The sequence below is a fragment of the Photorhabdus noenieputensis genome (genome assembly GCF_018448935.1).
Classification (GTDB): domain Bacteria; phylum Pseudomonadota; class Gammaproteobacteria; order Enterobacterales; family Enterobacteriaceae; genus Photorhabdus; species Photorhabdus noenieputensis.
The window spans coordinates 226609-249774 of sequence record NZ_RCWC01000001.1 but is presented as its reverse complement, the minus strand read 5'-3'; the positions used below and the strand labels follow the sequence as shown (position 1 = coordinate 249774).

General features: G+C 43.5%; 20 protein-coding genes and 1 tRNA gene. 5 read left to right on the top strand and 16 right to left on the bottom strand.

From position 1 onward, the window contains the following. Positions 1-57 precede the first annotated feature (57 nt). The gene (gene prpB / locus EAE91_RS01095; protein WP_214086893.1) at positions 58-948 is read right to left on the bottom strand and encodes a methylisocitrate lyase; all 891 of its coding nucleotides are present in this window, start codon (positions 946-948) and stop codon (positions 58-60) included. A 310-nt stretch (positions 949-1258) separates the two neighbouring features. Between prpB and prpR the strand changes: the two genes are divergently transcribed. Further along, the gene (prpR, locus tag EAE91_RS01090; protein WP_214086892.1) at positions 1259-2920 is read left to right on the top strand and encodes a propionate catabolism operon regulatory protein PrpR; all 1662 of its coding nucleotides are present in this window, start codon (positions 1259-1261) and stop codon (positions 2918-2920) included. On the opposite strand, the gene EAE91_RS01085 is transcribed toward prpR, so the two are convergent. Then, positions 2921-3892 (bottom strand): GlxA family transcriptional regulator, encoded by a 972-nt coding sequence (locus tag EAE91_RS01085; protein ID WP_214086891.1) that lies wholly within the window; start codon positions 3890-3892, stop codon positions 2921-2923. Between the two features lie 302 nt (positions 3893-4194). Here EAE91_RS01085 and EAE91_RS01080 point away from each other — a divergent pair, with 302 nt between their 5' ends. Next, positions 4195-4962 carry a DJ-1/PfpI family protein gene (locus tag EAE91_RS01080; RefSeq protein ID WP_214086890.1) on the top strand — a complete coding sequence of 256 codons (768 nt, stop codon included), beginning with the start codon at positions 4195-4197 and terminating at the stop codon, positions 4960-4962. Positions 4963-5362: 400 nt separating this feature from the next. Here EAE91_RS01080 and EAE91_RS01075 read toward each other — a convergent pair whose 3' ends face one another. From EAE91_RS01075 to xerD, 9 genes are all read right to left on the bottom strand, one after another. After that, on the bottom strand, positions 5363-5608 hold the full coding sequence (locus tag EAE91_RS01075; RefSeq protein ID WP_214086889.1) for an RpnC/YadD family protein: 246 nt from the start codon (positions 5606-5608) through the stop codon (positions 5363-5365). 99 nt (positions 5609-5707) lie between these two features. Next, a complete protein-coding gene (locus EAE91_RS01070) occupies positions 5708-6703 on the bottom strand; it encodes an Rpn family recombination-promoting nuclease/putative transposase (RefSeq protein ID WP_214086888.1) in 996 nt (331 codons plus the stop codon). A 202-nt stretch (positions 6704-6905) separates the two neighbouring features. Continuing rightward, positions 6906-7529, bottom strand: coding sequence for a CatB-related O-acetyltransferase (locus tag EAE91_RS01065; protein WP_214086887.1), 624 nt, complete (start codon positions 7527-7529; stop codon positions 6906-6908). A gap of 246 nt (positions 7530-7775) precedes the next feature. Beyond that, positions 7776-7849 (bottom strand) — tRNA-Gly (locus EAE91_RS01060). A 143-nt stretch (positions 7850-7992) separates the two neighbouring features. After that, entirely contained in the window at positions 7993-9507 is a 1515-nt protein-coding gene (gene lysS, locus EAE91_RS01055) for a lysine--tRNA ligase (RefSeq protein WP_214086886.1), read from the bottom strand. 9 nt (positions 9508-9516) lie between these two features. After that, positions 9517-10615 (bottom strand): peptide chain release factor 2 gene (gene prfB / locus EAE91_RS01050; protein ID WP_214086885.1). Its coding sequence is split into 2 segments (ribosomal slippage): positions 9517-10539 and positions 10541-10615, totalling 1098 coding nucleotides; the frame shifts between segments, so codons are not numbered across the junction. A 157-nt stretch (positions 10616-10772) separates the two neighbouring features. Beyond that, complete coding sequence (recJ, locus tag EAE91_RS01045) at positions 10773-12506, bottom strand: single-stranded-DNA-specific exonuclease RecJ (RefSeq protein WP_214086884.1); 1734 nt, start codon at positions 12504-12506, stop codon at positions 10773-10775. 5 nt (positions 12507-12511) lie between these two features. After that, on the bottom strand, positions 12512-13210 hold the full coding sequence (dsbC, locus tag EAE91_RS01040; protein WP_110086730.1) for a bifunctional protein-disulfide isomerase/oxidoreductase DsbC: 699 nt from the start codon (positions 13208-13210) through the stop codon (positions 12512-12514). Between the two features lie 23 nt (positions 13211-13233). Beyond that, a complete protein-coding gene (gene xerD, locus EAE91_RS01035) occupies positions 13234-14145 on the bottom strand; it encodes a site-specific tyrosine recombinase XerD (protein ID WP_247982963.1) in 912 nt (303 codons plus the stop codon). Positions 14146-14376: 231 nt separating this feature from the next. Between xerD and fldB the strand changes: the two genes are divergently transcribed. Next, the gene (gene fldB / locus EAE91_RS01030; RefSeq protein ID WP_214086883.1) at positions 14377-14895 is read left to right on the top strand and encodes a flavodoxin FldB; all 519 of its coding nucleotides are present in this window, start codon (positions 14377-14379) and stop codon (positions 14893-14895) included. A 21-nt stretch (positions 14896-14916) separates the two neighbouring features. Here the strand turns inward: fldB and EAE91_RS01025 are convergent, their stop codons facing one another. Both EAE91_RS01025 and sdhE read right to left on the bottom strand, forming a co-directional pair. Further along, complete coding sequence (locus EAE91_RS01025; RefSeq protein ID WP_214086882.1) at positions 14917-15333, bottom strand: protein YgfX; 417 nt, start codon at positions 15331-15333, stop codon at positions 14917-14919. Continuing rightward, a complete protein-coding gene (gene sdhE / locus EAE91_RS01020; RefSeq protein WP_214086881.1) occupies positions 15314-15580 on the bottom strand; it encodes an FAD assembly factor SdhE in 267 nt (88 codons plus the stop codon). The genes EAE91_RS01025 and sdhE overlap by 20 nt, the downstream gene beginning before the upstream one ends. 176 nt (positions 15581-15756) lie before the next feature. Here sdhE and ygfZ point away from each other — a divergent pair, with 176 nt between their 5' ends. Both ygfZ and EAE91_RS01010 read left to right on the top strand, forming a co-directional pair. Then, positions 15757-16746 carry a tRNA-modifying protein YgfZ gene (gene ygfZ / locus EAE91_RS01015; protein ID WP_214086880.1) on the top strand — a complete coding sequence of 330 codons (990 nt, stop codon included), beginning with the start codon at positions 15757-15759 and terminating at the stop codon, positions 16744-16746. A 14-nt stretch (positions 16747-16760) separates the two neighbouring features. Next, entirely contained in the window at positions 16761-17366 is a 606-nt protein-coding gene (locus tag EAE91_RS01010; protein WP_214086879.1) for an HD domain-containing protein, read from the top strand. A gap of 343 nt (positions 17367-17709) precedes the next feature. Here EAE91_RS01010 and EAE91_RS01005 read toward each other — a convergent pair whose 3' ends face one another. The 3 genes from EAE91_RS01005 to EAE91_RS00995 all read right to left on the bottom strand — a co-directional run bounded on the left by EAE91_RS01005 (position 17710) and on the right by EAE91_RS00995 (position 23036). Beyond that, entirely contained in the window at positions 17710-19029 is a 1320-nt protein-coding gene (locus EAE91_RS01005; RefSeq protein WP_214086878.1) for a collagen-like protein, read from the bottom strand. Positions 19030-19918: 889 nt separating this feature from the next. Continuing rightward, a complete protein-coding gene (locus EAE91_RS01000) occupies positions 19919-21241 on the bottom strand; it encodes a collagen-like protein (protein ID WP_214086877.1) in 1323 nt (440 codons plus the stop codon). A gap of 469 nt (positions 21242-21710) precedes the next feature. After that, entirely contained in the window at positions 21711-23036 is a 1326-nt protein-coding gene (locus EAE91_RS00995; protein WP_214086876.1) for a hypothetical protein, read from the bottom strand. Positions 23037-23166 lie beyond the last annotated feature (130 nt).

Below are 23166 nucleotides of genomic sequence, written 5' to 3'. Positions count from 1 at the left end.
TATCACCTCTACTGTTTTTATGCCATATAAAACGACGAAATTAGGTGGGGATGTCCGTCATTGAGATTTTTTCTGGGAGAAAAGCAGATCCAGTTTTTGTTCAAAATCGTAGTAGTTGATGCTTTCGTATAACTCGTTGCGAGTCTGCATCATGCTAATCACACTCTTCTGTGTCCCTTCGCGGCGGAGTGTAGTGTAAACCTGCTCGGCTGCCTTATTCATTGCCCGGAAAGCAGAAAGTGGGTAAAGGGCAATGGAGACATCCACACTTTTCAATTCTTCAATCGTGAAAAGTGGTGTCGCACCAAATTCAGTGATGTTGGCTAGTACAGGAACCCTGGTTGTTGACGCAAATGCTTTATACATGTGTAACTCAGTGATCGCCTCAGGGAATAGCATATCTGCCCCGGCTTCGATATAGGCTTGCGCCCGATCAAGGGCCGCTGCTAATCCTTCAACAGCCAAAGCATCGGTGCGAGCCATAATGACAAAATTTTTATCAGTACGGACATCGACTGCGGCCTTGATGCGATCAACCATTTCCTCTTTGGATACAATCTCTTTATTCGGGCGATGACCACAGCGTTTCGCACCGACCTGATCCTCAATGTGCAACCCCGCAGCTCCTGCTTTGATCATTGAGCGCACTGTACGGGCCACATTAAAGGCAGAAGAGCCAAAACCGATATCAGCATCCACCAACAATGGCAAATCGCATACGTCTGTAATACGACGGATATCTATTAACACATCATCCAGCGTTGAAATTCCCAGATCAGGCATACCCAACGAACCTGCCGATACACCGCCACCAGAAAGATAGATAGCTTTATAGCCCGCCCGTTTCGCCAGCAACGCATGATTCGCATTAATGGCACCAACAACCTGTAGTGGGGATTCAGCTTCTATAGCCTGACGAAACGCCAAACCGGCCGAGGAAAACGTCATACATGACCTCATTGTTATTATAATGAAACGCATTTGTTATCTAGCAATATTCGTACCAATAAAATAAAAAATGGCTGGCGGCTTTAAAAAAACAAACAAAATAAAAAGTTAATATTTTGTTTTTTAATTGAAAAGTAGTACTAAAGATATTTATTAGCTTGTGGAAAAGTACCATTGATAGAGAAATCCATCTGTTTCATAATGAATCAATTACGTTTCCATGAAACATTAACGAAACAATTGCGAAACATTGAATTATTGTGGTGGGAAAAGCGAAAACATCATATAGGCATATAGATAGAGGAATAGCATGGCAGAAACACCATCAGCAGAACGTGATAAACCGATCATTTGGACAGTATCTGTTTCCCGTCTTTTTGATCTCTTCCGTGATATCACACCAGAGTTCGATCATCAGGCCAATATCACGCCGATCCAACTTGGGTTTGAAAATGCGGTTCAACATATTCGTCAACGGTTAACAACTGAATGTTGTGATGCCGTGCTCTGTGCCGGCTCTAATGGTGCCTATCTTAAAAGCCGTTTGTCAGTACCCGTCATCATTGCTAAGGCCAGCGGTTTTGATTTTATGCAGGCATTGGCCCGTGCACGACAAATCAGTTCACGTATTGGTGTTATCACCTATCAGCATACATTACCTGCGCTAGAAGAATTTCAGCAACGGTTCAACTTACGTATTGAACAACGCAGTTACGTAACGGAAGAAGATGCACGGGCCCAAGTCAATGCACTAAAAGCCATCGGCATTAAAGTAATTGTCGGTCCCGGGCTAATTACCGATCTCGCCTATGAAGCTGAATTGGTGGGTGTCTTCGTCTACTCTGCTGATTCTATTCGCCAGGCATTCCATGATGCATTGGATATCGCCAGAATGACCAAGCTCAACCAAGCTTCAATTTCTGCCTATTCAACCGAGAATAGTTTACGTACCCGCCATACTCTCAATGATATCCGGGGAGATTCAGCGGTAATGGAACATGTGCGCAACACTATTATGCTATACGCCCGCTCGCCTGCCACAGTGCTAATACAAGGGGAAAGTGGTACAGGGAAGGAGCTGGTGGCACAAGCTATTCACCATGAATACGCTCTGCGATATGGTCAGATTGCAGGTAAACATCAACGCCCGTTTGTCGCCGTTAACTGTGGTGCCATTGCTGAATCCCTATTGGAAGCTGAATTGTTTGGTTATGAAGAAGGGGCTTTCACCGGTTCACGACGTGGAGGGCGAGCAGGTCTTTTTGAAGTTGCGCATCGAGGCACGCTATTTCTGGATGAAATTGGTGAAATGCCACTGCCTCTTCAAACACGACTATTGCGGGTACTGGAAGAAAAATCCGTTGTCAGAGTAGGAGGACACCGCCCCATTGCCGTTGATGTTCGGATCATCTGCGCCACACATTGCGATTTGGATACTTGGGTTCAAGAAGGGCGTTTTCGAACAGACCTGTTCTATCGCCTGAGCGTATTGCGGATCAACATTCCAGCCCTCAGAGAAAGAGGTCACGATATTGGTATATTGGCGCTGGAATATCTGCGACGAGCATTTGCTGCATTAAATTTGCCGGTATCACAATCAAGAGTGCAAGAGCTTGCTGCCTGTCAGGAGACATTGCAAGCCTATCACTGGCCCGGCAATGTCCGGGAGCTACGTAATCTTATGGAGCGGCTCACGTTATACCTCAGTGCTCATCCAGAGCATACCTTAACACCAAAATTGATATTAGCGCTTTCACCGGAGCGCCAATCTACACTCAAGCTGGCAGAAAAAAGTACGAAGTATTTCCCTTCTTTAACTCAACAATCTTCACTTGTTGCACCACTTTCAGCTCATGAAACCTTGAAACGGTTTTCTGGTAATCACCATGCAACCGCGGAATATCTGGGGATTAGCCGTACTACGTTGTGGCGACGATTGAAGAAGGAGATGGCAGAGAAAGAGAATAAATAACTAAAATGTCGTCTTGAAGTGTTTACGGTAGTCCTGTGGAGTGCAACTGAACGCCCGGAAGAAACTGCGGCGTAAAGTATCTTCACAGCCAAAACCGCAACGGGAGGCTATACACTTGAGCGACAGAGTAGATTCAACCAAAAGGTGACGCGCCGCTTCCAGGCGGAATCGCTCCACCGCTTTGGCTGGCGTAATCCCCGCATGTTGGTTGTAGTGACGCACGAAGCTACGCTCACTCATATTGGCACGAGCGGCCAAAGCCGCCACTGAAAGGTCTCCCGCCAAATTGTTAGTCATCCAAGCGTGCAGATCTGCAAATTTACTCGTACTGCTTTGTAATGCCAATGGAGCACTAAACTGTTCCTGTCCACCAGGACGCTTGAGAAACATAACGAGATTCCTCGCAACATCCAGTGCCAGTTTATGACCGAGATCTTCCTCCAGCAAGGCTAGAGCCAGATCGATGCCTGCGGTGACACCGGCAGAAGTCCACACCGGGCCATCCTGAATAAAAATAGGATCACATTCTACCCGCAATTTACTGTAACGTTGGGCCAATTCAGCGCAATTGCTCCAATGCGTAACGACTCTGCGGCCATCAAGCAACCCGCAAGCAGCCAGAATGAATGCCCCACTGCATACAGACACAATACGCCTAGTCAGCGATGCATGTCCCTTTAACCAATTACGCAATGGCGGATGGTTCGCCGCTGACTCAACGCCAATGCCCCCAGCAACAATCAGAGTATCGGCGGGAGAATCCAACTTAGGTAGAGGTTCTGCCTGCACAGTTATTCCGGCCTGCGTCATTACCTGTCCGGGATCACAAGCCACGACTTTTATGGCGTAGGGCCGTCTGTAACCAAACTTCTCTGCCAGCTCATTGGCTGTGGTAAAAACCTGCAATGGTCCTGAGAAGTCCAGCAGATTTACGTTGGGGAAAATCAGAAAATAGAGAGTTTTAATGTCCATAAGGCAATTATGGCACTTGGCGTAAATCGTCGCAATATTGGCATATACGCCAATTGGTTTACGGTTACAGTTGTTCTATACCCTATGGATTTCAAGATGCATCGCGACGGCAAAGGAGTGAATCCCCGGGAGCATAGCAAACTATGTGACCGGGGTGAGCGAGTGCAGCCAACAAAGAGGCAACTTGAAAGATGACGGGTATATCAATTTACTACCGGGAATACAGATATTCAGCGATCGCTAACAATAGCGGCATATGAATTTCAGTTCTCTTTTCAATCTCGATTAAGGAAAACTTCTCCATGAAAAACACATCTAAGGAATATCCTGCGGCATTATCTTCATTAATGAATACATCGTCTGGAGAAAAACCCACTCTCGCTTTTGTCATTTTCCCAGGCATGACGCCACTTGATATGATTGGTCCCGCGACAGTTCTTGAAGTAGGAGGATGGTTAAATATTGAATATGTCTGGCGCGATTTACTTCCGGTACGTACTGAGCTGACACACATATCATTCTCACCAAGCATTACGTTTGAGCAGTTAGATAAAGTGGATATTTTGTGTGTTCCCGGTACAGGAAATCCTTATGCTTTGCTTGCCGAATTAGACATGCTTGATTGGATACATAAAGTGGGAAGTAAAGCATCTTGGGTCACCAGCGTGTGTACAGGATCTATCCTGTTAGGGGCCGCAGGCTTGCTAAAAGGGTATCAGGCGGCAACTCATTGGTCGATGATAGACGATCTCAACGAATTCGGGGCAATACCGGTTAATAAAAGAGTCGTTATTGATAGGAACCGGGTTACTGGAGGTGGAGTCACCGCAGGTATTGATTTCGGTTTAACATTGCTTGCTGAAATCAAAGGTGAAAAATATGCCCAAGCAGTCCAACTAGCGATGCAATATAGCCCAGAACCACCGTTCAATAGCGGCATGCCAGAATTCGCCGACAACGAAATAACTCATGCCATGCTTCAAGCTATATTTTCCAATGTGGAAAAACAGACACCTGATTACAAAGAAATCTTAATTAAAAGCGCCAAAAGAATATCAGATATCTACTGAATCTATTTTCGTATGATGGCTTAATTAATCTGTTTTATCCTTGCCAACAACTTAAACAGATTTATTTCAGCGATCGATCGTTTACCAATAACGGCAATACTTTCTGTTCCAAGAACGACTAATTCATAGGTGCATAAATCCAGATTTATTTTTTTAGATTAAACGGTATAGGCAACCAATCCGGTTGCCGCTTCCAAGAGAAAATTTATTGGATTACGATGTTTCGAATATTCTATTTGAGGAATATTCTTTAATTATTCAAATACTATTTCAATTAAAAAGCTTAATACCCGACAGAAAAAGTATGATTTCAAACTTATCCAAATAATATACCGCTTATATGTGAAATTTTGCCCACTTATTTACACGAATTTTCATGCCAATAAAGTGTCAGCATAAGTTAATCAGCTATTTGTTCAATCTTATTCCGGCTCATCACAATGATTTTAATTATCGTTTCATGGTCTATACCATTGTCTATCATTGCATACACGATTTTCACAAGCGCCAGTTTTCTACCTATCTGTAATCCTTTTCTGTATCCTTCTCGATATGCTTTTCGATATGCTTCTCGATATGCTTTTCGGCATGCTTCTTGATATCCTTCTTGACGTGCTTTATGTTCCAATCTTTGCGCTATTGTCATCAATACCTCCTCATATTTCAGGGACTGTTCTGCCAGTTACCAGACAAGCCCCTCTTCTAACACGAATCTTTAAATACCGATTAAGGCTCTCAGCACGAATCAGTGATGTATTTGTTCAAGTTCGTTCTGGCTCAACCCTGTACTTTTCATTATCGTTTCACGATCGATACCATTATCCATCAATGCACGCGCGATTTTCAGACTCGCCCGTTTTTCACCTTTCTCTTCACCTTTCTTTTCACCTTTTTTTTCACCTTTCTGTAATCCTTCTTGAAGCCCTTCTTCGCGTGCTTCTTGACATTTTTGAAGCCCTTCCTTAAGCCCTTCTTGACGTGCTTTATGTTCCAATCTTTGCGCTATTGTCATCAGTACCTCCTCATACTTCGGGAACTGTTCTGCCAGTTGCCGGATAAAACCTTCTGGATCGGCGGTATCTCCCACCAGTAATATGTAGTTTAGCATGCTTTTTAGCAGCTCATATGTATAATAATCATACGCAAACAACATGGTCAGCTCTTGCTGTAACTCCGCCATATCACGTTGCCGGATATGTTTTTGTACTATTTCCAGTAGTGCAACTCGTTTGTGCGTCAGGATTTCATCATCCGGGATTACCGTCACATCTACCAACGGAAACGCGCTGGAATAGATCTCTTCCGCCAGAGCCGAAGCATCAAAGCAGTCGAGCCAGTTGGTGCTCCACGGATACGGCCGTATTTTTCCGTGATAAAACAACACTGGAATAACCAGCGGCAATTTTTCATGTCCCTGCTCCAGATGCCATTGCATTGCTGAAATACTGTAACGCATCAGCCGGAATGCCATCATCTTATCCGGGGAACTCTGGTGTTCAATCACGCAATACACATAGCTCTCACCCTGCGTAGTTTTTAGTGAATACAGGATGTCGGAATAATGTACCCGCAGATTGTCCTCAATAAATGACCCCGATTCCAATCGCAGTGTATCAAGATCACAAACTGCCCGTAATGTCGCAGGTAAATGTATCTCTAGAAAATCTCTGGCGGTATCAATATGACTTAAAAACTTTTTAAAAATAGCATCATGTGGCGTCGGTGTATTTTTTCTTTTCATAAGAGGATAGTAGCATATTTTCTTTTATATTGAAGTAATATTAAATAAATACCGTTTGCGGCTTGAATGCCGAAACGGTATTTAAACTAACAATTAATGCATTTCAGTTAAATAATTCAATAATAGAACGTTTTAAAAATCACATTTAATTAGTCCAATCAAGCCTAATTAATTATTCTACGGAACTAATTAACTATTCCCATCAATATGATCTTACAGCAGATCTTAATGCCTTAATATCCGAAGCACAGAGATAGGGTTTTAAAGCATTAAATTTCTCTTCTGACCAATCATATATTTTTAACGCAAGTAGCTCATTGATAATGTGCGGCTCAAAGCGATATTTAACTAATTTCGCAGGCGTTCCAGCAACAATACTATATGGCTCAACATCTTTAGTGACAACGCTATTAACAGCAACGATAGCGCCTTCTCCAATAGTAACGCCGGGCATAATCATTGAACGCATACCAAGCCACACGCCATCATGAATATGCGTGTCACCTTTGCCTACATACGCCTCTTCGATATATTCCATGAATGGATATAAACAGAACCAATCCGCTCTGTGCGTATTGTTTCCACCCATAAGAATGATAGTTTCAGCACCTATGCAAACGTAATCGCCAATATACAATTTATCAATTGGCCATTTAGACTCCCATTGAAGACTGATTTTATCACCGTATAAATAGCGAACGACAGATTCTTCAAAACCGCCGCTCCAGCAATCGCTATAATAGCTATGAATTCCTTTGATGACAATATTCGGATTAGTTACAGCTTCATGTAAAAATTGAATTTTTGACCAATGTTTTTCTTTCATGGTAAATAGTCTCTATTAATTATTCATTTACCATAGAATGCTTTCTATGGTGATGTATCCACATTCAAAATACATCACGCCTAGCTGATTCGGGGTTGATTTAATAACGGGATTCTTTTCATATTAGACAATGAGTTAATTATTAACTTATATTGATTATCATTCGTAAATTCTTTTGATTTAATTTACATCATATCAAAAGAGATATTTTCAATACGATAGCATTTTTTAGAAAGAATGCAAAACTGGAGCGAGCGAAGGGAATCGAACCCTCGTATAGAGCTTGGGAAGCTCTCGTTCTGCCATTGAACTACGCTCGCTTAGGGGTAACATAAATTATTATAGCGACTTCGTTGGCATCAGCAAGCCAATATCTGTTTAAGTTGTCTATATTTCAAGCGGTTGAAAATAAAAACTCCCCTGACAGCTATGCCACAGGGGAGTTGAAATTTAATTCAATCTGTTATTTCTGCGGGCGCATTGCCGGGAACAGAATGACATCACGGATGGTATGACTATCTGTCAACAACATAATCATGCGGTCAATACCAATACCCAAACCAGCGGTTGGTGGCATACCGTGTTCCAAAGCCGTTACATAATCTTCATCGTAGAACATGGCTTCGTCATCACCTTCGTCTTTCTGGCGAACCTGCTCAGCAAAACGTTCTGCCTGATCTTCGGCATCATTTAATTCCGAGAAGCCATTACCAATCTCACGTCCACCAATAAAGAATTCAAAACGGTCGGTGATAAACGGATTTGCATCATTACGACGCGCTAGCGGAGAAACTTCTGCCGGGTATTCAGTGATAAATGTCGGTTGAATCAGGTGGCTTTCCGCCGTTTCTTCAAAGATTTCACACTGAACACGACCAAGGCCCCAACCTTTTTCCACTTCAATACCAAGAGATTCAGCGATAGCCACCGCTTTATCCATATCATCCAAATCAGCTATGTTGGTTTCAGGACGATATTTGCAAATAGCCTGTTTCATGGTCATTTGGGCAAATGGTTTACCGAAATCGAATTCCTGCTCGCCATATTTAACCAGAGTATTCCCCAAAATATTCTGCGTCAGCGTGCGGAACAGCTCTTCTATCAGGACGATCAGATCTTTGTAATCCGCATACGCCATGTAGAGTTCCATCATGGTGAACTCAGGGTTATGGCGCGGAGATACGCCTTCGTTACGGAAGTTGCGGTTAATTTCAAATACACGTTCAAAACCACCAACAACCAGACGTTTCAGGTAAAGCTCCGGCGCAATACGCAGATACATATCAATATCCAGCGCATTATGGTGAGTAATAAATGGACGAGCCGCCGCACCACCAGGGATTACCTGCATCATTGGTGTTTCCACTTCCATAAAGCCTTTACTGACCATAAAGCTACGCAGAGCTGATAAGACCTGAGAGCGAATTTGGAAAGTTTTGCGCGATTCTTCATTGGCGATCAGATCCAGATAACGCTGGCGATAACGAGTTTCCTGATCAGCCAAACCGTGGAATTTATCCGGCAATGGACGCAACGCTTTTGTCAGCAGACGCAATTCAGTACAGTGAATGGAAAGTTCACCGGTTTTGGTTTTAAACAGTTTGCCACGAGCCCCCAGAATGTCTCCCAGATCCCATTTTTTAAACTGTTCGTTATAAATACCTTCCGGCAGATCGTCACGGGCAACATATAACTGAATACGGCCGCCCATATCCTGTAGCGTTACGAAAGAAGCCTTACCCATAATGCGACGTGTCATCATACGACCGCCAACCGTCACTTCAATATTCAGTGCTTCCAGCTCTTCCTGAGTTTTGTCGTCGTATTTCGCGTGCAAATCTTCTGAAATATTTTCACGACGGAAATCATTCGGGAATGCAATTCCACTCTCCCGTAAAGCGGCAAGTTTTTCGCGGCGGGTTTGCAGTTCATTATTTAAATCGGGAGCCTGTTCCGCGCCCTGTTGTTGTTGTGACATTTTAGTTCCTCATAAGCCAGCTTTCAGGCTTGCTTCAATGAATTTATCGAGATCACCATCCAGCACCGCTTGTGTATTGCGAGTTTCAACGCCGGTGCGCAAGTCTTTGATGCGTGAGTCATCCAGAACATAAGAGCGAATTTGACTACCCCAACCAATATCGGATTTATTCTCTTCCATTTCCTGTTTATTGGCGTTCTTTTTTTGCATTTCCAGTTCATACAGCTTCGCTTTTAGCTGTTTCATCGCCTGGTCTTTGTTTTTATGCTGAGAACGATCATTCTGACACTGAGTCACAATGTTGGTTGGAATATGGGTAATACGCACCGCAGATTCTGTTTTGTTAACGTGCTGACCACCCGCACCAGACGCGCGATAAACATCGATACGTAAGTCTGCCGGATTAATTTCAATATCAATATCATCATCCACTTCGGGATAGATGAAAGCAGAACTGAATGAAGTATGGCGACGGCCACCAGAATCAAATGGGCTTTTACGCACCAAACGGTGAACACCGGTTTCAGTACGCAACCAACCATAAGCATAATCGCCCATGATCTTAATGGTCGCTGATTTCAGGCCAGCAACTTCACCATCTGATTCTTCAATGATTTCCGTTTTAAAGCCTTTGGATTCAGCCCAACGCAGATACATACGCATCAGCATACTTGCCCAATCTTGAGCCTCGGTGCCACCAGAGCCTGCCTGCAAATCAAGATAACAGTCAGCGCTGTCGTACTCACCAGAAAACATGCGGCGAAACTCTAACTGACCCAATTTTTCTTCAAGCTGTTCCAGCTCTGCTACAGCTTCATTAAAAGTCTCTTCATCGTCAGCTTCTACTGCCAGTTCCAGTAAACCTTGTACATCCTCCAGTCCCTGCTCAAGCTGATCAATCGTTTCAACAATCTCTTCCAATGAGGAGCGTTCTTTACCCAAAGCCTGTGCCCGCTCCGGTTCATTCCAAACATCAGGCTGTTCTAATTCAGCATTAACTTCTTCTAAACGCTCTTTTTTGACATCGTAGTCAAAGATACCCCCTCAGAACCGTTGTCCGCTCAGACAGGTCCTGAATGTGGTTTTTTACCGGATTAATTTCAAACATATTTTCGTGTCTTACGTTGTGTAGTCGTAGATAAATGGATAATTTTCGAACCGCGTATTGTAACGGATTCGACACCGGGTTTATAGCACTTCAACAGATTTGTCACGTATTCATACAAGAGTACGTGACAGTGACTGACTATCTGCCCATCAAACGATTAATAAGGCCAGAGATGCTGGATCAAAAGCTGTACATTACGGTTGCCACGAAATTCATTAACATCCAGTTTATAGGCAAGTTCTACTTCGCGGACACTGTTATCCGGCCAGCGGGTAGGATCGATGTTGAACGCGATCCCATCCAGCATCGGTCCACCGTTTAATGGCTCCACTATCACTTTTAAATGACGTTCTCCAACAATGCGCTGCTGTAATAGTTTGAATTTACCGTCAAAAACTGGTTCCGGGAACGCCTGCCCCCAAGGACCGCCATCACGCAACATCTCTGCAATGTCCAATGACAGTTCATTATTCGTTAATTTACCATCACTCCAGATAACACCCTCAAGTTGCGAAATATCCAGCCAATCCGCCATTAATGCAGAAAAGTGACGCTGGAATTGTTCAAATTTATCCTGTTCAAGTGACAAACCGGCTGCCATTGCATGACCACCAAACTTGAGTATCAATCCCGGATGCAAGGTATCAAGCCGCTCAAGCGCATCACGCATATGCAACCCCTGTACTGAACGACCAGAACCTTTCAAAATACCATCCCCTGCTGGCGCAAAAGCGATAACAGGCCGATGAAAACGTTCCTTAATACGAGAAGCCAGAATTCCGACTACCCCTTGATGCCACTCTGGATGATAAAGCGCTAGCCCATAAGGCAACTCAGTACTGGTACGTTCAAGTTTGTCACAGATTTGCAGTGCTTCTTGTTGCATTCCCTGCTCTATTTCACGACGGGTATGGTTAAGACCGTCCAGTTCACAAGCTATCTGACGCGCCTTTGCCATATCATCAGTTAGCAATAACGTGACGCCAATGGACATATCATCGAGGCGACCGGCGGCATTCAGTCTTGGCCCCAGAAAAAACCCCAAATCACTGGCTGTCAGCTTATAAGCATCACGCTTGGAAACTTCCAATAATGCACGTATCCCCGCGCAACAACGCCCTGCACGAATACGATTCAATCCCTGATAAACCAGAATCCGGTTATTGGCATCCAAAGGTACAACATCGGCAACCGTGCCTAACGCAACCAAATCCAACATTTCTGCCAGATTCGGTAGAGCAATTCCTTGCTTTTCAAACCACTGATCTTTTCTCAACGCCGCCCTTAAAGCCGACATCAGATAAAATGTGACGCCAACCCCTGCCAGTGATTTAGATGGGAACGAGCAATCGGGCAAATTGGGATTAATAATGGCATCAGCAGCCGGCAAAACGTCACCCGGCAAGTGATGATCCGTGACGATCACTTTCATATGGTGCTGATGGGCAGCCGCAACCCCTTCATGGGAAGAGATACCATTATCCACGGTAATAATTAGGTCAGCGCCTTTTTTGACGACCTCTTCTACTACCTGCGAGCTTAAGCCATAACCATCGTCAAAACGATTTGGCACCAGATAATCCAGATGCCGATATCCCATCGAGCGTAATGATCGGATCGCCAATGCCGTGCTAGTTGCCCCATCAGCATCAAAATCACCGACAATAACAATACGCCAACGTTCATGAAGTGCTGTCAACAAGAGCGCCACCGCCTGTTCCACACCGCTCAAATGCTGGTAATTCAATAACCCTTGAACGCCACGTTCCAATTCATTCGCTTGCTGGATACCACGAATAGCATATAAACGACGCAGTAATGGATGAATCTGTTGAGGAAGATGACTGTCATCCACCACCGGGCGGCGGCGGAGTTGTGTTTCAATATTCACTAAACTTATTTACCACGTTGCGCCAATGCCGCTGCCAAAGCCTCTGGCGGCATATATCCACCTAACAGACTGCCATCCTTAAGGACCATCGCTGGCGTTCCTTGGACGCCAAACTGGAGACCCAATTTGTAATGGTTAGCAATATCCACTTTACAGCTCTTAATTGGCGAAACATCTTCGTTTTTAAACGCAGCATCTAATGATTTCTGCGGTGTTGCGCTGCACCAGATAGATTGCATATCTTTAGCAGATTGGTGCTGCATACCCTGACGGGGGAACGCCAGATAGCGCACAGTAATACCCAGTTTATTGTACTCTTGCATGTTTTCATGCAATTTATGGCAGTAACCACAGGTAATATCCGTGAAAACGGTAACAACATGCTTTTCTTTTGGCGCTTTGTAGATAATCATCTGATCTGTCATTGCTTCCAGCTTTTTCATCAACAATTGATTACTGACATTCACAGGAGAGCTACCACTGACATCATAAATTGGCCCTTGCAATAAATATTTCCCGTCATCAGATAGATAGATGATCCCTTGCTCGGTCACTACCGTATTTAAACCAACAATAGGTGATGGCTGGATGTTTTCTGCTTTTATCCCTAGTTTCTGCATTGTTCTATGGACAGCATCATCAGCAAGTGCATTTCCGCTAAACCAGGCCAGCAAAAGAGGGAAACATAACACGCTTTTTTTCATTTTCGGTTCCTTTAAATCCGTGCTCACCCACGCGGATGATGTTGTTGATGTAGCAATTTGAGCCGTTCTGTTGCTACATGAGTATATATTTGTGTTGTGGATAGATCACTATGCCCCAATAACATCTGTACAACTCGCAAATCAGCGCCATGATTAAGCAAATGTGTAGCAAATGCATGACGCAAAACATGAGGAGATAACCGTTCAGCATCGATTCCAGCCAGCAGCGCATAATGTTTAATACGATGCCAGAAAGTCTGCCGGGTCATTTGTCGCCCCCGTTTGCTAGGAAAAAGGACATCCAACGTTGCACCATTCAGCAACTCGGCTCTCCCATACTCCATATAATTCTCTAGCCAGTAAATCGCCTCTTCCCCTAAAGGCACTAACCGTTCTTTATTCCCTTTACCAATCACTCTCACCACGCCTTGACGCAAGCTGACATCGGAAAGTGTCAACCCTACTAGCTCAGATACTCGCAAACCACAGGCATAAAGCACTTCAAGCATGGCTTTATCCCTTAGCTCCACCGGTTGATCGGTACAGGGTGCATGAAGTAGATCTTCTACTTGCTTTTCACTTAAATCTTTAGGCAATCGTTTTGGTAATTTCGGTGCGGACAAAAGCGCTGTCGGATCATCTTCCCGCATTTTTTCCCGATAAAAATAGAGAAACAACTGGCGCATAGCACTGAGTAAACGCGCCGAGCTACTGGCTTTATACCCTCCATCCATGCGTTCCGCCAGAAAAGAGTGCAAATCTATCGTCTGGACAGATAATAAATTATGACCATGATGTATCAACCAGTTATCCAGTGCTTGTAAATCCAACCGGTAAGAAGCAAGCGTATTTTCCGCGAGATCATTTTCCAACCAGATAGCATCAAGAAATTGTTCTATCAGTGGATTAGTCAACTGAGTTGGTTGTTTTGACACGAAACACTTTCCTTAAATCTTCACATCTCTGCCGGCTATTATACCCTATGGATTTCAAGATGCATCGCGACGGCAAGGGAGCGAATCCCCGAGAGCATAGAAAACGATGTGACCGGGGTAGTGAGTGCAGCCAACAAAGAGGCAACTTGAAAGATGACGAGTATATGCCTGAAAAAGCAATTATTCTGTTACAATGCCAATCCAGATATTCAAAAACCATAATGATTAATGATGAAGATTGGTCTTTTTTACGGCTCCAGCACCTGCTACACCGAAATGGTAGCAGAGAAAATTCGCGATATCCTCGGTGAAGATTTAGTTGATCTCCACAATATCAAAGAAACAGCACCTGAATTAATGGAAGAGTACTCGGTACTGATTCTTGGCATCCCAACATGGGATTTTGGTGAATTACAGGAAGATTGGCTGGCTATTTGGGAGCGAATTCCTTCCCTCGATTTACAGGGGAAAATTGTCGCCATGTATGGTATGGGCGATCAAATTGATTATAGCGATTGGTTTCTTGACGCTCTCGGTATGCTATATCACCATTTACGCCCTTCAGGTGTACATTTCATTGGCTTCTGGCCGACCGAAAGTTATGAATTTACCAGCCCGAAACCATTAACGGATAATGGCTCACAATTTGTCGGGCTGGCATTAGATGACGTAAACCAGTATGAACAAACTGATGATCGTTTATCGCAATGGTGTATGCAAATCCTGCAAGAAATGGAGCCTCTGCTTTAAATCAGGAAAATTTCAGCTCAATCAGATATCAGGATATTGCAACAACAGTTGATTAATATGCCTCCATTCATCCTGTGACATACCATCGGATGCGACCCATAAACAGATTTTTTTCTGGTTATAAAAAGATTGAGCAGTAATTAATATGCCATAACGACACAGCCACGGTCGTCGGATAATTCGCCACTCATGCTTCTTCCATTGCAACTTATTATCACTGAGCACAACTAAAAGCCCTTGTGATTTACGGATATTTTTCTGGCTACGCCCCCAACTGGCAATAATCAACAGTACTAAAGGAAGCCAGAAAATCCAGAAAATAGCATCATCCGCAGGCCACGGAGCAAGTAGCACTATAAGTGCGATTGCACCATGAACACAGGTGGAAATTAACTGGGTATGCCAAGATACCCTGAGATCACATTTCCACAGGACCACGATCTTTATTTCTATTCTGAATAAGTTTAATCATGCGAAATAGCTCTTCATCGTCTGGGCGTCCATGATTCATCAGCCAATTAAATAGATCAGGGTCAGCACATTCAAGCAAGCGAATAAAAAGTCGTTTATCATCATCACTGAGTGAGTCATATTCATACTTAAAAAACGGCATAATTGAAATATCCAGCTCACGCATTCCACGCCGACATGCCCAATGAATACGTGCTTTATTATCAATATCCATGTTCAAAGAATCCCCTTTTTAATTCTCATTGTTAGTTTTAACGCTATTAGCCATTGAGTCGCCCGGCAAACTCATGCATCATGCCAGCTAATAGCAATAATAACTACTTGCATTGTGCTTCAGCTCTTTTACCATTATGCATCATTGGCTCAAATATCTGACTGGCAGGATGTGTCATGGCTTATAAAACTCCGTTCTCTTCACAATCTCCATTGTCTTCATCAACCCTTCCCCTGACATTAATATCACTGGATGACTGGGGCCTAGTAACCGCAACTGGAGCGGATACAGAAAAATATCTACAAGGTCAGGTTACAGCAGATATTTCCGCACTTGCAACGAATCAGCATGTGCTTAGTGCGCATTGTGACTCAAAAGGCAAAATGTGGAGTAATCTGCGCCTCTTCCATCGTGGTGAAGGACTTGCTTATCTTGAGCGTCGCAGTGTGCTGGAAAATCAGCTTACAGAACTGAAAAAATATGCCGTATTCGCCAAAATTACACTCGTTCAGGATGAAAACGCGGTACTGCTCGGTGTTGCAGGTAAAAACTGCCGGGAAGCATTAAGCAACTTCTTCCCAACTTTGCCGGATGCTGATAACGCTGTCGTTGCACATGAAACGACGACTTTGCTCCATTTTACCTTGCCGTCTGAACGTTTCCTCTTAATAACAAACACCGCAACCGCTGAACAGTTAACAGAAAAACTTCAAGCTCCGCTTAATAACAGCGAACAGTGGTTAGCTCTGGATATTGAAGCAGGTTTCCCAGTCATTGATGCCGCAAATAGTGCGCAATTTATTCCTCAAGCAACTAACCTCCAAGCATTGGCAGGAGGTATATGTTTTAAAAAAGGGTGTTATACCGGTCAGGAAATGGTGGCCCGCGCCAAATATCGCGGTGCCAATAAACGCGCCATGTACTGGCTGGCAGGCAATGCCACCAAAACTCCTATGGCTGGAGACGATTTGGAATGGCAATTAGGAGATAAATGGCGGAGAACAGGCACCGTTTTGGCTGCCGTTAAGCTGAATGATAATAGTGTCTGGGTACAAGTTGTCATGAATAATGGTATGGAAAGTCATAGTGTATTCCGTGTCCGTGACGATGAAGGGCATTCACTCACCATTCAGCCTCTGCCTTATTCTCTCGATGAAGAAAAATAATTGATGAGGTTTATATGTCGTTAGCAGTACCTGCCGTTGATTTTGGTCCTTTTACGAATGTCATCGGTTTCTTGATGGAGTTGGATAAGCTGAAAAAAGTTCAACGGCGAACTAAGTTACTGGATAACCATCGCCAGGAAAATTCAGCCGAGCATAGTTGGCATTTTGCTATCGCCGCCATGAGTTTTGCTCCTTATGTAAAAGGGGTGGATATCCAGCGGGTTATTCAAATGGCATTAATTCACGATATTGTAGAAATTGATGCAGGTGATGTGATGGTTTACGATTTAGCAGCCCGTGCAGCCATTCATGAACAAGAAATTAAAGCCGCCGACCGTCTTTTTGGTTTACTCCCTGAGCCACAGAAAAATCATTTTATGTCACTTTGGCAAGAGTATGAAGCAGAAGAAAGCCAAGATGCCCGCTTTGCTCTTACACTGGATAGACTAATGCCGATGCTGATGAATCTGTATAATAAAGGGCAAAGTTGGGTAGAAGATGGTATTCGTTTTGAGCAAGTAATTAACCGCAATAAATTTATTGCCGATGTCTATCCTGAATTATGGCAATATCTGCTGCCACAATTGGAAACCGCACAGAAGAAAGGTTGGTTGAAATAACTTTTCTCGAAAATTTGAGAGCGTTCAGAATTCAGTGCACACATTAACCACATAGTGCACTGAATTAACTACAAACTACGGTCGTTTTAACACTAGACAGGTAATCAACAATGCACGTTCCAACACCAACTTAACACTCTGACAGCATCATCCAAATTATTCACCTCAATATGTGACCGGGGTGAGAGAGTGCAGCCAACAAAGAGGCAACTTGAAAGATGACGGGTATAGTAGTCAACCTCGCTATCCCCAATAAGCTAATGCGATACAGGCGAAAACTCTAGCTCCCTCGTTTCCAAACAGTTTGTCTTTAGGAAACGGAAACAAACTTTCTTTATCGCAATCAGTTTTGCAATTTGCCGTTAACATATATCCGTCCCGCATTTCCTGTTCGCTCTCCTGGCTCCCCCGACTTTCCATCAATACCCGCTTGACCGAACTTTCCGGTAATATTCGACGTTGTACCTCCATTCCCAGTATTAGTTAATGTAGAACCACCATCACCGCCTTTCCCTCTCCATCCCGGCCTACCACCCGCTCCCGCAAAACCTTGGAATGCCCCACAATTGATGCGCGGATCGCCTTCGGAATAGCTAAAATATATGTCTCCCCCATCCCCACTATGACCTCCATTACCCCCATCTCCTCCATCGCCTCCATTTCCTCCGTTCCCTCCAAGCCCAGACTGCTGACACAGTGAGTTAGTAGTAATATGACGATGATTAGAGTCAATAACCTCAAAGAAACTGCCATAACCCCCATCTCCCCCCTTACCACCATCACCTCCATGACCGCCATCACCCCCATTACCTCCATTACCACCCGCCGACCACAAATTTACTGTTCCTCTCACATAAGGACACGCAATAGTTAGTTTATCCCCCGCCTTAGCCGATTCGCCATTCGTTCCCCGCACTCCCGAAGAACCATGAGTTCCATCAAAACCTGGCGAAGGGTTCGTTATACACTTATGCTTATCCTGAAGCCCGGGAGTACCCTTAGAGCCATCAGCGCCACTGTTTCCATTTGTACCAACAGCACCATCTTTTCCATCTTTCCCTCTACTGGTAAGGTCATATGAGCTACCTTGAATAACATTTGCTTCAATCCTGCCATTGGTGTAGCAAATCACTTTGCCTTCCGGTTCAATAGTTATCTTGCTGTACACTAAGACAACCGGTTCGCCACAGTCATCTTTATCTTTAATAATCAAAGGATTATTTTTACTTATAGTAATCTCGTCGCCACTGTAGAGCGCAACTTTCATCGGAAAACGCTTAGCATTGAGCATTTCTTCATAATCTTTGACCAAAGCAGAATCACCATAGATATAAGCACTAAATGCCTTGCACAAATCAATATGATTAGCCGGGACGTTTGCCAGCCGTTCAGCAGAAAACGGTTCAGGTAACGGATGATGGGATTCCATTTTTCCAGAGCTATACTGACTGTCAGGCACGCCGTTGAGTGCTTTTAGCTCTTGTATCGTTTGTACTGTAAAAAATGCAGGCGGCACAGTAGCCGTTTTCAGATCGTTAGAGAATATTACCGACCCGTCAAAGTCAGAGGTCTTAAGTTGCTTTGGCTGTCGCTCCAAGCCAAACGGGTGATGATATTGATGTAATATTGCCAACGTCTCAGCAACCGTTCTTATTTTATCCATGAGAACTCTCCTAAGTTTAAATTTATACGTTTAGAATAACTTCATATATTAATTATCCATCTGACCAAGTTGAAAAGTTCCTACTACTATCACTACCGGTTATGTCACTAATATTGTTAATAGTCAGAATTTCGCTCTGGCTAATCACCAAATTAGCCAGGGCAAAAACATCGATTTTTTCTGGCAAAGAATATGGATACCTCAACAACAGACAGGCCAGAAAAATAATGCCCATGAGAATTAATCAGGTAAGTATTTATTTACTTTATAGAAAGCCATTAGATGCAATATTTAAATTACACAATTTAAAATATTAATATAAACCTCCACTTTTTTCATTAATTATGGAAAATATTTCTGTGATACATCACTACTTTTCAACAGATGCTAATTAAAAACTCCAATTCTATATTTACCTCATTGTATTATTAGGAAATAATAATATTATTTTAATTTTAAAAAATCACAACAAAATATATGCCCTATGGATTTCAAGATGGATCGCGACGGCAAGGGAGCGAATCCCCGGGAGCATAGATAACTATGTGACTGGGGTGAGTGAGTGCAGCCAACAAAAAGGTCAATAAAATAGCCCTAAGAAAATAAGCAGCAAATCAAAATAACTGAATCAGCAATAATTATCCCGATACAGTGTAGCCATTGGAAATGGCTACACATCAGGTTGCTGATAAACCTATTTAAAAAACAGGGTATTTTCGCATCATCGAAAATTTCAGATAGCGTGTTGTTGGCCAATAAGTTTTCTCTAATATCTAAGTAAAACAAGTTTAAATATCACCATATCCAATAAACTAATGCGATACAGACGAAAACCCGAACTCACTCATTTCCAAACAGTTGATGTTTAGGAAACGGAAATAAACTTTCTTTATTGGCTATCTTGCAACTTACCGTTAACATAGATCTGCCCCACATTTCCTGTTTGCTCTCCTGGCTCTCCCCGCTTTCCATCAGTACCCGCTTGACCAAATTCTCCGGTAATACTCGACGTTGTACCGCCACCCCCAGAGTTAGTCAATGTAGAGCCACCATCACCACCTTTCCCTCTCATTCCCGGATTACCACCAGCTCCCGCAATACCTGGTGATGCTAAACATTTAATGAGCGGATTGCCTTCGGAATAGCTAAAATATATGTTCCCCCCATCCCCACTACAACCTCCATTACCCCCATCCCCTCCATCGCCCCCATCTCCTCCTTTCCCTCCGTTCCCAGACTTACACAGAGAGGTGGTAGTATTATAATCATTCTGATCACCAACAGCCTTATCAACACTACCATAACCCCCATCTCCCCCCTTACCACCATTACCTCCATGACCGCCATCACCACCATTACCTCCGTTACCTCCCGCCGACCATAAATTTACTGTACCTCTCACATAAGGGCATGCGATAGTTAGTTTATCTCCCGCTTTACCAGGCTCACCATTTGCTCCCCGCGCTCCCGAAGAACCGTTAGTTCCATCAGAACCTGACGCTGCGTCCGTTGTACACCCATGTTTATTCTGAATACCAGGATTACCCTTAGCGCCATCAGCTCCACTGTTTCCATTTGTACCAGCAGCACCATCTTTTCCATAGTCCGCTGTATTGGTAAAGTGATACGAGTTCCCTTGAATGACATTCGCTTCAATCCTGCCATTGGTGTAGCAAATCACTTCACCTTCCGGTTCAATAGTCATCTTGTCATACATCAAGACAACCAGTTTGTCGCTGTTATCTTTATTTCTGATAATCAACGGATTATCTTTGCTTATCGTGATCTCCTCGCCACTGTAGAACGCAACTTTCATCGGAAAACGCTTAGCATTGAGCATTTCTTCATAATCTTTGACCAAAGCAGAATCACCATAGATATAAGCACTAAAGGCTTTGCACAAATCAATATGATTATCAGGAACATTTGCCAGCCGTTCAGCAGAAAATGGTTCAGGTAACGGATGATGGGATTCCATTTTTCCAGAGCTATACTGATTATCAGGCACACCGTTGAGTACTTTCAGCTCTTGTATCGTTTGCACTGTAAAAAATGCAGGCGGCACAGTGGCCGTTTCCGGATCGTTAGAAAATATTACCGGCCCGTTAAAGTCGGCGGTCTTAAGTTGCTTTGGCTGTCGTTCCAGACCAAACGGATGATGATATTGATGTAATATTGCCAACGTCTCAGCAACCGTTCTTATTTTTTCCATGAAAATTCTCCTAAGTTTAAATTTATGCATTTAGAATAACTTCATATATCAATTATCCATCTAACCAAGTTCCAAAGTCTCTACTGCTATCACCACCAGTTATGTCGCTAAATTGATCATAGTCAGAATTTTGCCCCTGACTAATCATCAGATTAGCCGGAGCAAAAACATCGATTTTTTCTGACAAAAGGTATAACCATTTCAACAACCGGCAGGCCAGAAAAATAATTGCGACGAGAATTAATTAGGTAAATATTTATTTACTTTACATAAAATAATTAGATGCAATATTGGAATTTCTCAATTTAAAATATTAATGTAAATTACCATTTCTTCCATTAATTATAGAAAACATTTCCGTGATATATCACTACCTTTTAATAAATGCTAATTGAAAATTTCAATTTTATATTTATCGTTTCCAAACTAGTTTGTGTTTAGGAAACGGAACGTTCAACACAATTTTCCTTCAACACAATTTACCATTGATATATATCTGTCCCCCCTTTCCTTGCATCCCTGGCCCCCCTGACTTTCCATTAATCCCCTTTTTACCAGGAACTCCTGAACAACTTAAGTTTCTAATTCTATCCTTAATATCACACCACGCAGAACCACCATCACCGCCTTTCCCTCCATTTCCCGCTCTACCACCATCCCCTGGCAAACCTGGTGTTGACCAATAACTCATGTCTGGATTACCAGTAGAATAGTTACACTCTATGTCACCCCCATCTCCACCATTCCCCCCATTACCTCCATTCCCGCCCTCCCCTCCATCTGCGCCATCCCCTCCATGCCCAGAAAGATACCGTGGGTCCGTAGTAACGTAACTATGACCACCAGAACAATCCCCATCGGCACCATTATAACAAAAGCCTCCATCTCCACCGTTCCCCCCACCGCCACCATCACCACCACATCCGCCATTTCCCCCAGCTCCTCCTTCAGACACCAAATATACAATCCCATCCAGACGAGTAGTTGAGACATTCAATTTCTCCGCCACTCCACCTGGTTCTCCATCCGATCCTTGCGCTCCCGGAGAACCTTTAGTTCCATTGGTACCCGATGTAGGGGGAGTTACACAGGTATCTTTTTTCTTACGACCAGGTAAACCATCAACGCCATTCGATCCGCTACTTCCAGTTGCACCAGGAGCACCAATTTCTCCATCTCGCCCTTTACTGACTAAGTGCAGTGGCCTGCCTCCCAGTCCTTGAATGACATCCGCTTCAATCCTGCCATTGGTGTAGCAAATCACTTTGCCTTCTGGTTCAATGGTTATCTGGTTGTACACCAAGACAACCAATTCGCCACATTGTTCTTTATCTTTAATAATCAATGGATTATTTGCGGCAATCGTGATCTCCTCGCCACTGTATAACGCAATTTTCATCGGAAAATGCTTAGCATTAAGCATTTCTTCATAATCTTTAACCAATGCAGAGTCACCATAGATATAGGCGCGAAAAGCTTTACGCAAATCAATATGATCACCAGAGACGTTTGCCAGTCGTTTAGCAGAAAATGGTTCAGGTAATGGGTGAGAAGATTCCATTTTTCCAGGACCATATCGACTGTCAGGCACACCGTTGAGTGCTTTCAGCTCTTGTATTGTTTGCACTGTAAAAAATGCCGGCGGCACAGTAGCCGTTTCCGGATCGTTAGAAAATATTACCGGCCCGTCAAAGTCGGCGGTCTTAAGTTGCTTTGGCTGTCGTTCCAGACCAACCGGATGGTGATATTGATGTAATATTGCTAACGTCTCAGCAACCGTTCTTATTTTTTCCATGAAAATTCTCCTAAGTTTAAGTCTATGCAGTTAGAATAACTTCGTATATCAATTACCCATCTGACCACGTTCCCACATCTCTACTACTATCATTACCGGCTATGTCACTAAATCGCTAATAGTCAGAATT

What these genes read in the sequence shown, in the direction of transcription:
- prpB (WP_214086893.1), bottom strand. Translation starts at nt 948, where the DNA reads ATGACGTTTTCCTCGGCCGGTTTGGCGTTTCGTCAGGCTATAGAAGCT.
- prpR (WP_214086892.1), top strand. Translation starts at nt 1,259, where the DNA reads ATGGCAGAAACACCATCAGCAGAACGTGATAAACCGATCATTTGGACA.
- EAE91_RS01085 (WP_214086891.1), bottom strand. Translation starts at nt 3,892, where the DNA reads ATGGACATTAAAACTCTCTATTTTCTGATTTTCCCCAACGTAAATCTG.
- EAE91_RS01080 (WP_214086890.1), top strand. Translation starts at nt 4,195, where the DNA reads ATGAAAAACACATCTAAGGAATATCCTGCGGCATTATCTTCATTAATG.
- EAE91_RS01075 (WP_214086889.1), bottom strand. Translation starts at nt 5,608, where the DNA reads ATGACAATAGCGCAAAGATTGGAACATAAAGCACGTCAAGAAGGATAT.
- EAE91_RS01070 (WP_214086888.1), bottom strand. Translation starts at nt 6,703, where the DNA reads ATGAAAAGAAAAAATACACCGACGCCACATGATGCTATTTTTAAAAAG.
- EAE91_RS01065 (WP_214086887.1), bottom strand. Translation starts at nt 7,529, where the DNA reads ATGAAAGAAAAACATTGGTCAAAAATTCAATTTTTACATGAAGCTGTA.
- lysS (WP_214086886.1), bottom strand. Translation starts at nt 9,507, where the DNA reads ATGTCACAACAACAACAGGGCGCGGAACAGGCTCCCGATTTAAATAAT.
- dsbC (WP_110086730.1), bottom strand. Translation starts at nt 13,210, where the DNA reads ATGAAAAAAAGCGTGTTATGTTTCCCTCTTTTGCTGGCCTGGTTTAGC.
- fldB (WP_214086883.1), top strand. Translation starts at nt 14,377, where the DNA reads ATGAAGATTGGTCTTTTTTACGGCTCCAGCACCTGCTACACCGAAATG.
- sdhE (WP_214086881.1), bottom strand. Translation starts at nt 15,580, where the DNA reads ATGGATATTGATAATAAAGCACGTATTCATTGGGCATGTCGGCGTGGA.
- ygfZ (WP_214086880.1), top strand. Translation starts at nt 15,757, where the DNA reads ATGGCTTATAAAACTCCGTTCTCTTCACAATCTCCATTGTCTTCATCA.
- EAE91_RS01010 (WP_214086879.1), top strand. Translation starts at nt 16,761, where the DNA reads ATGTCGTTAGCAGTACCTGCCGTTGATTTTGGTCCTTTTACGAATGTC.
- EAE91_RS01005 (WP_214086878.1), bottom strand. Translation starts at nt 19,029, where the DNA reads ATGGATAAAATAAGAACGGTTGCTGAGACGTTGGCAATATTACATCAA.
- EAE91_RS01000 (WP_214086877.1), bottom strand. Translation starts at nt 21,241, where the DNA reads ATGGAAAAAATAAGAACGGTTGCTGAGACGTTGGCAATATTACATCAA.
- EAE91_RS00995 (WP_214086876.1), bottom strand. Translation starts at nt 23,036, where the DNA reads ATGGAAAAAATAAGAACGGTTGCTGAGACGTTAGCAATATTACATCAA.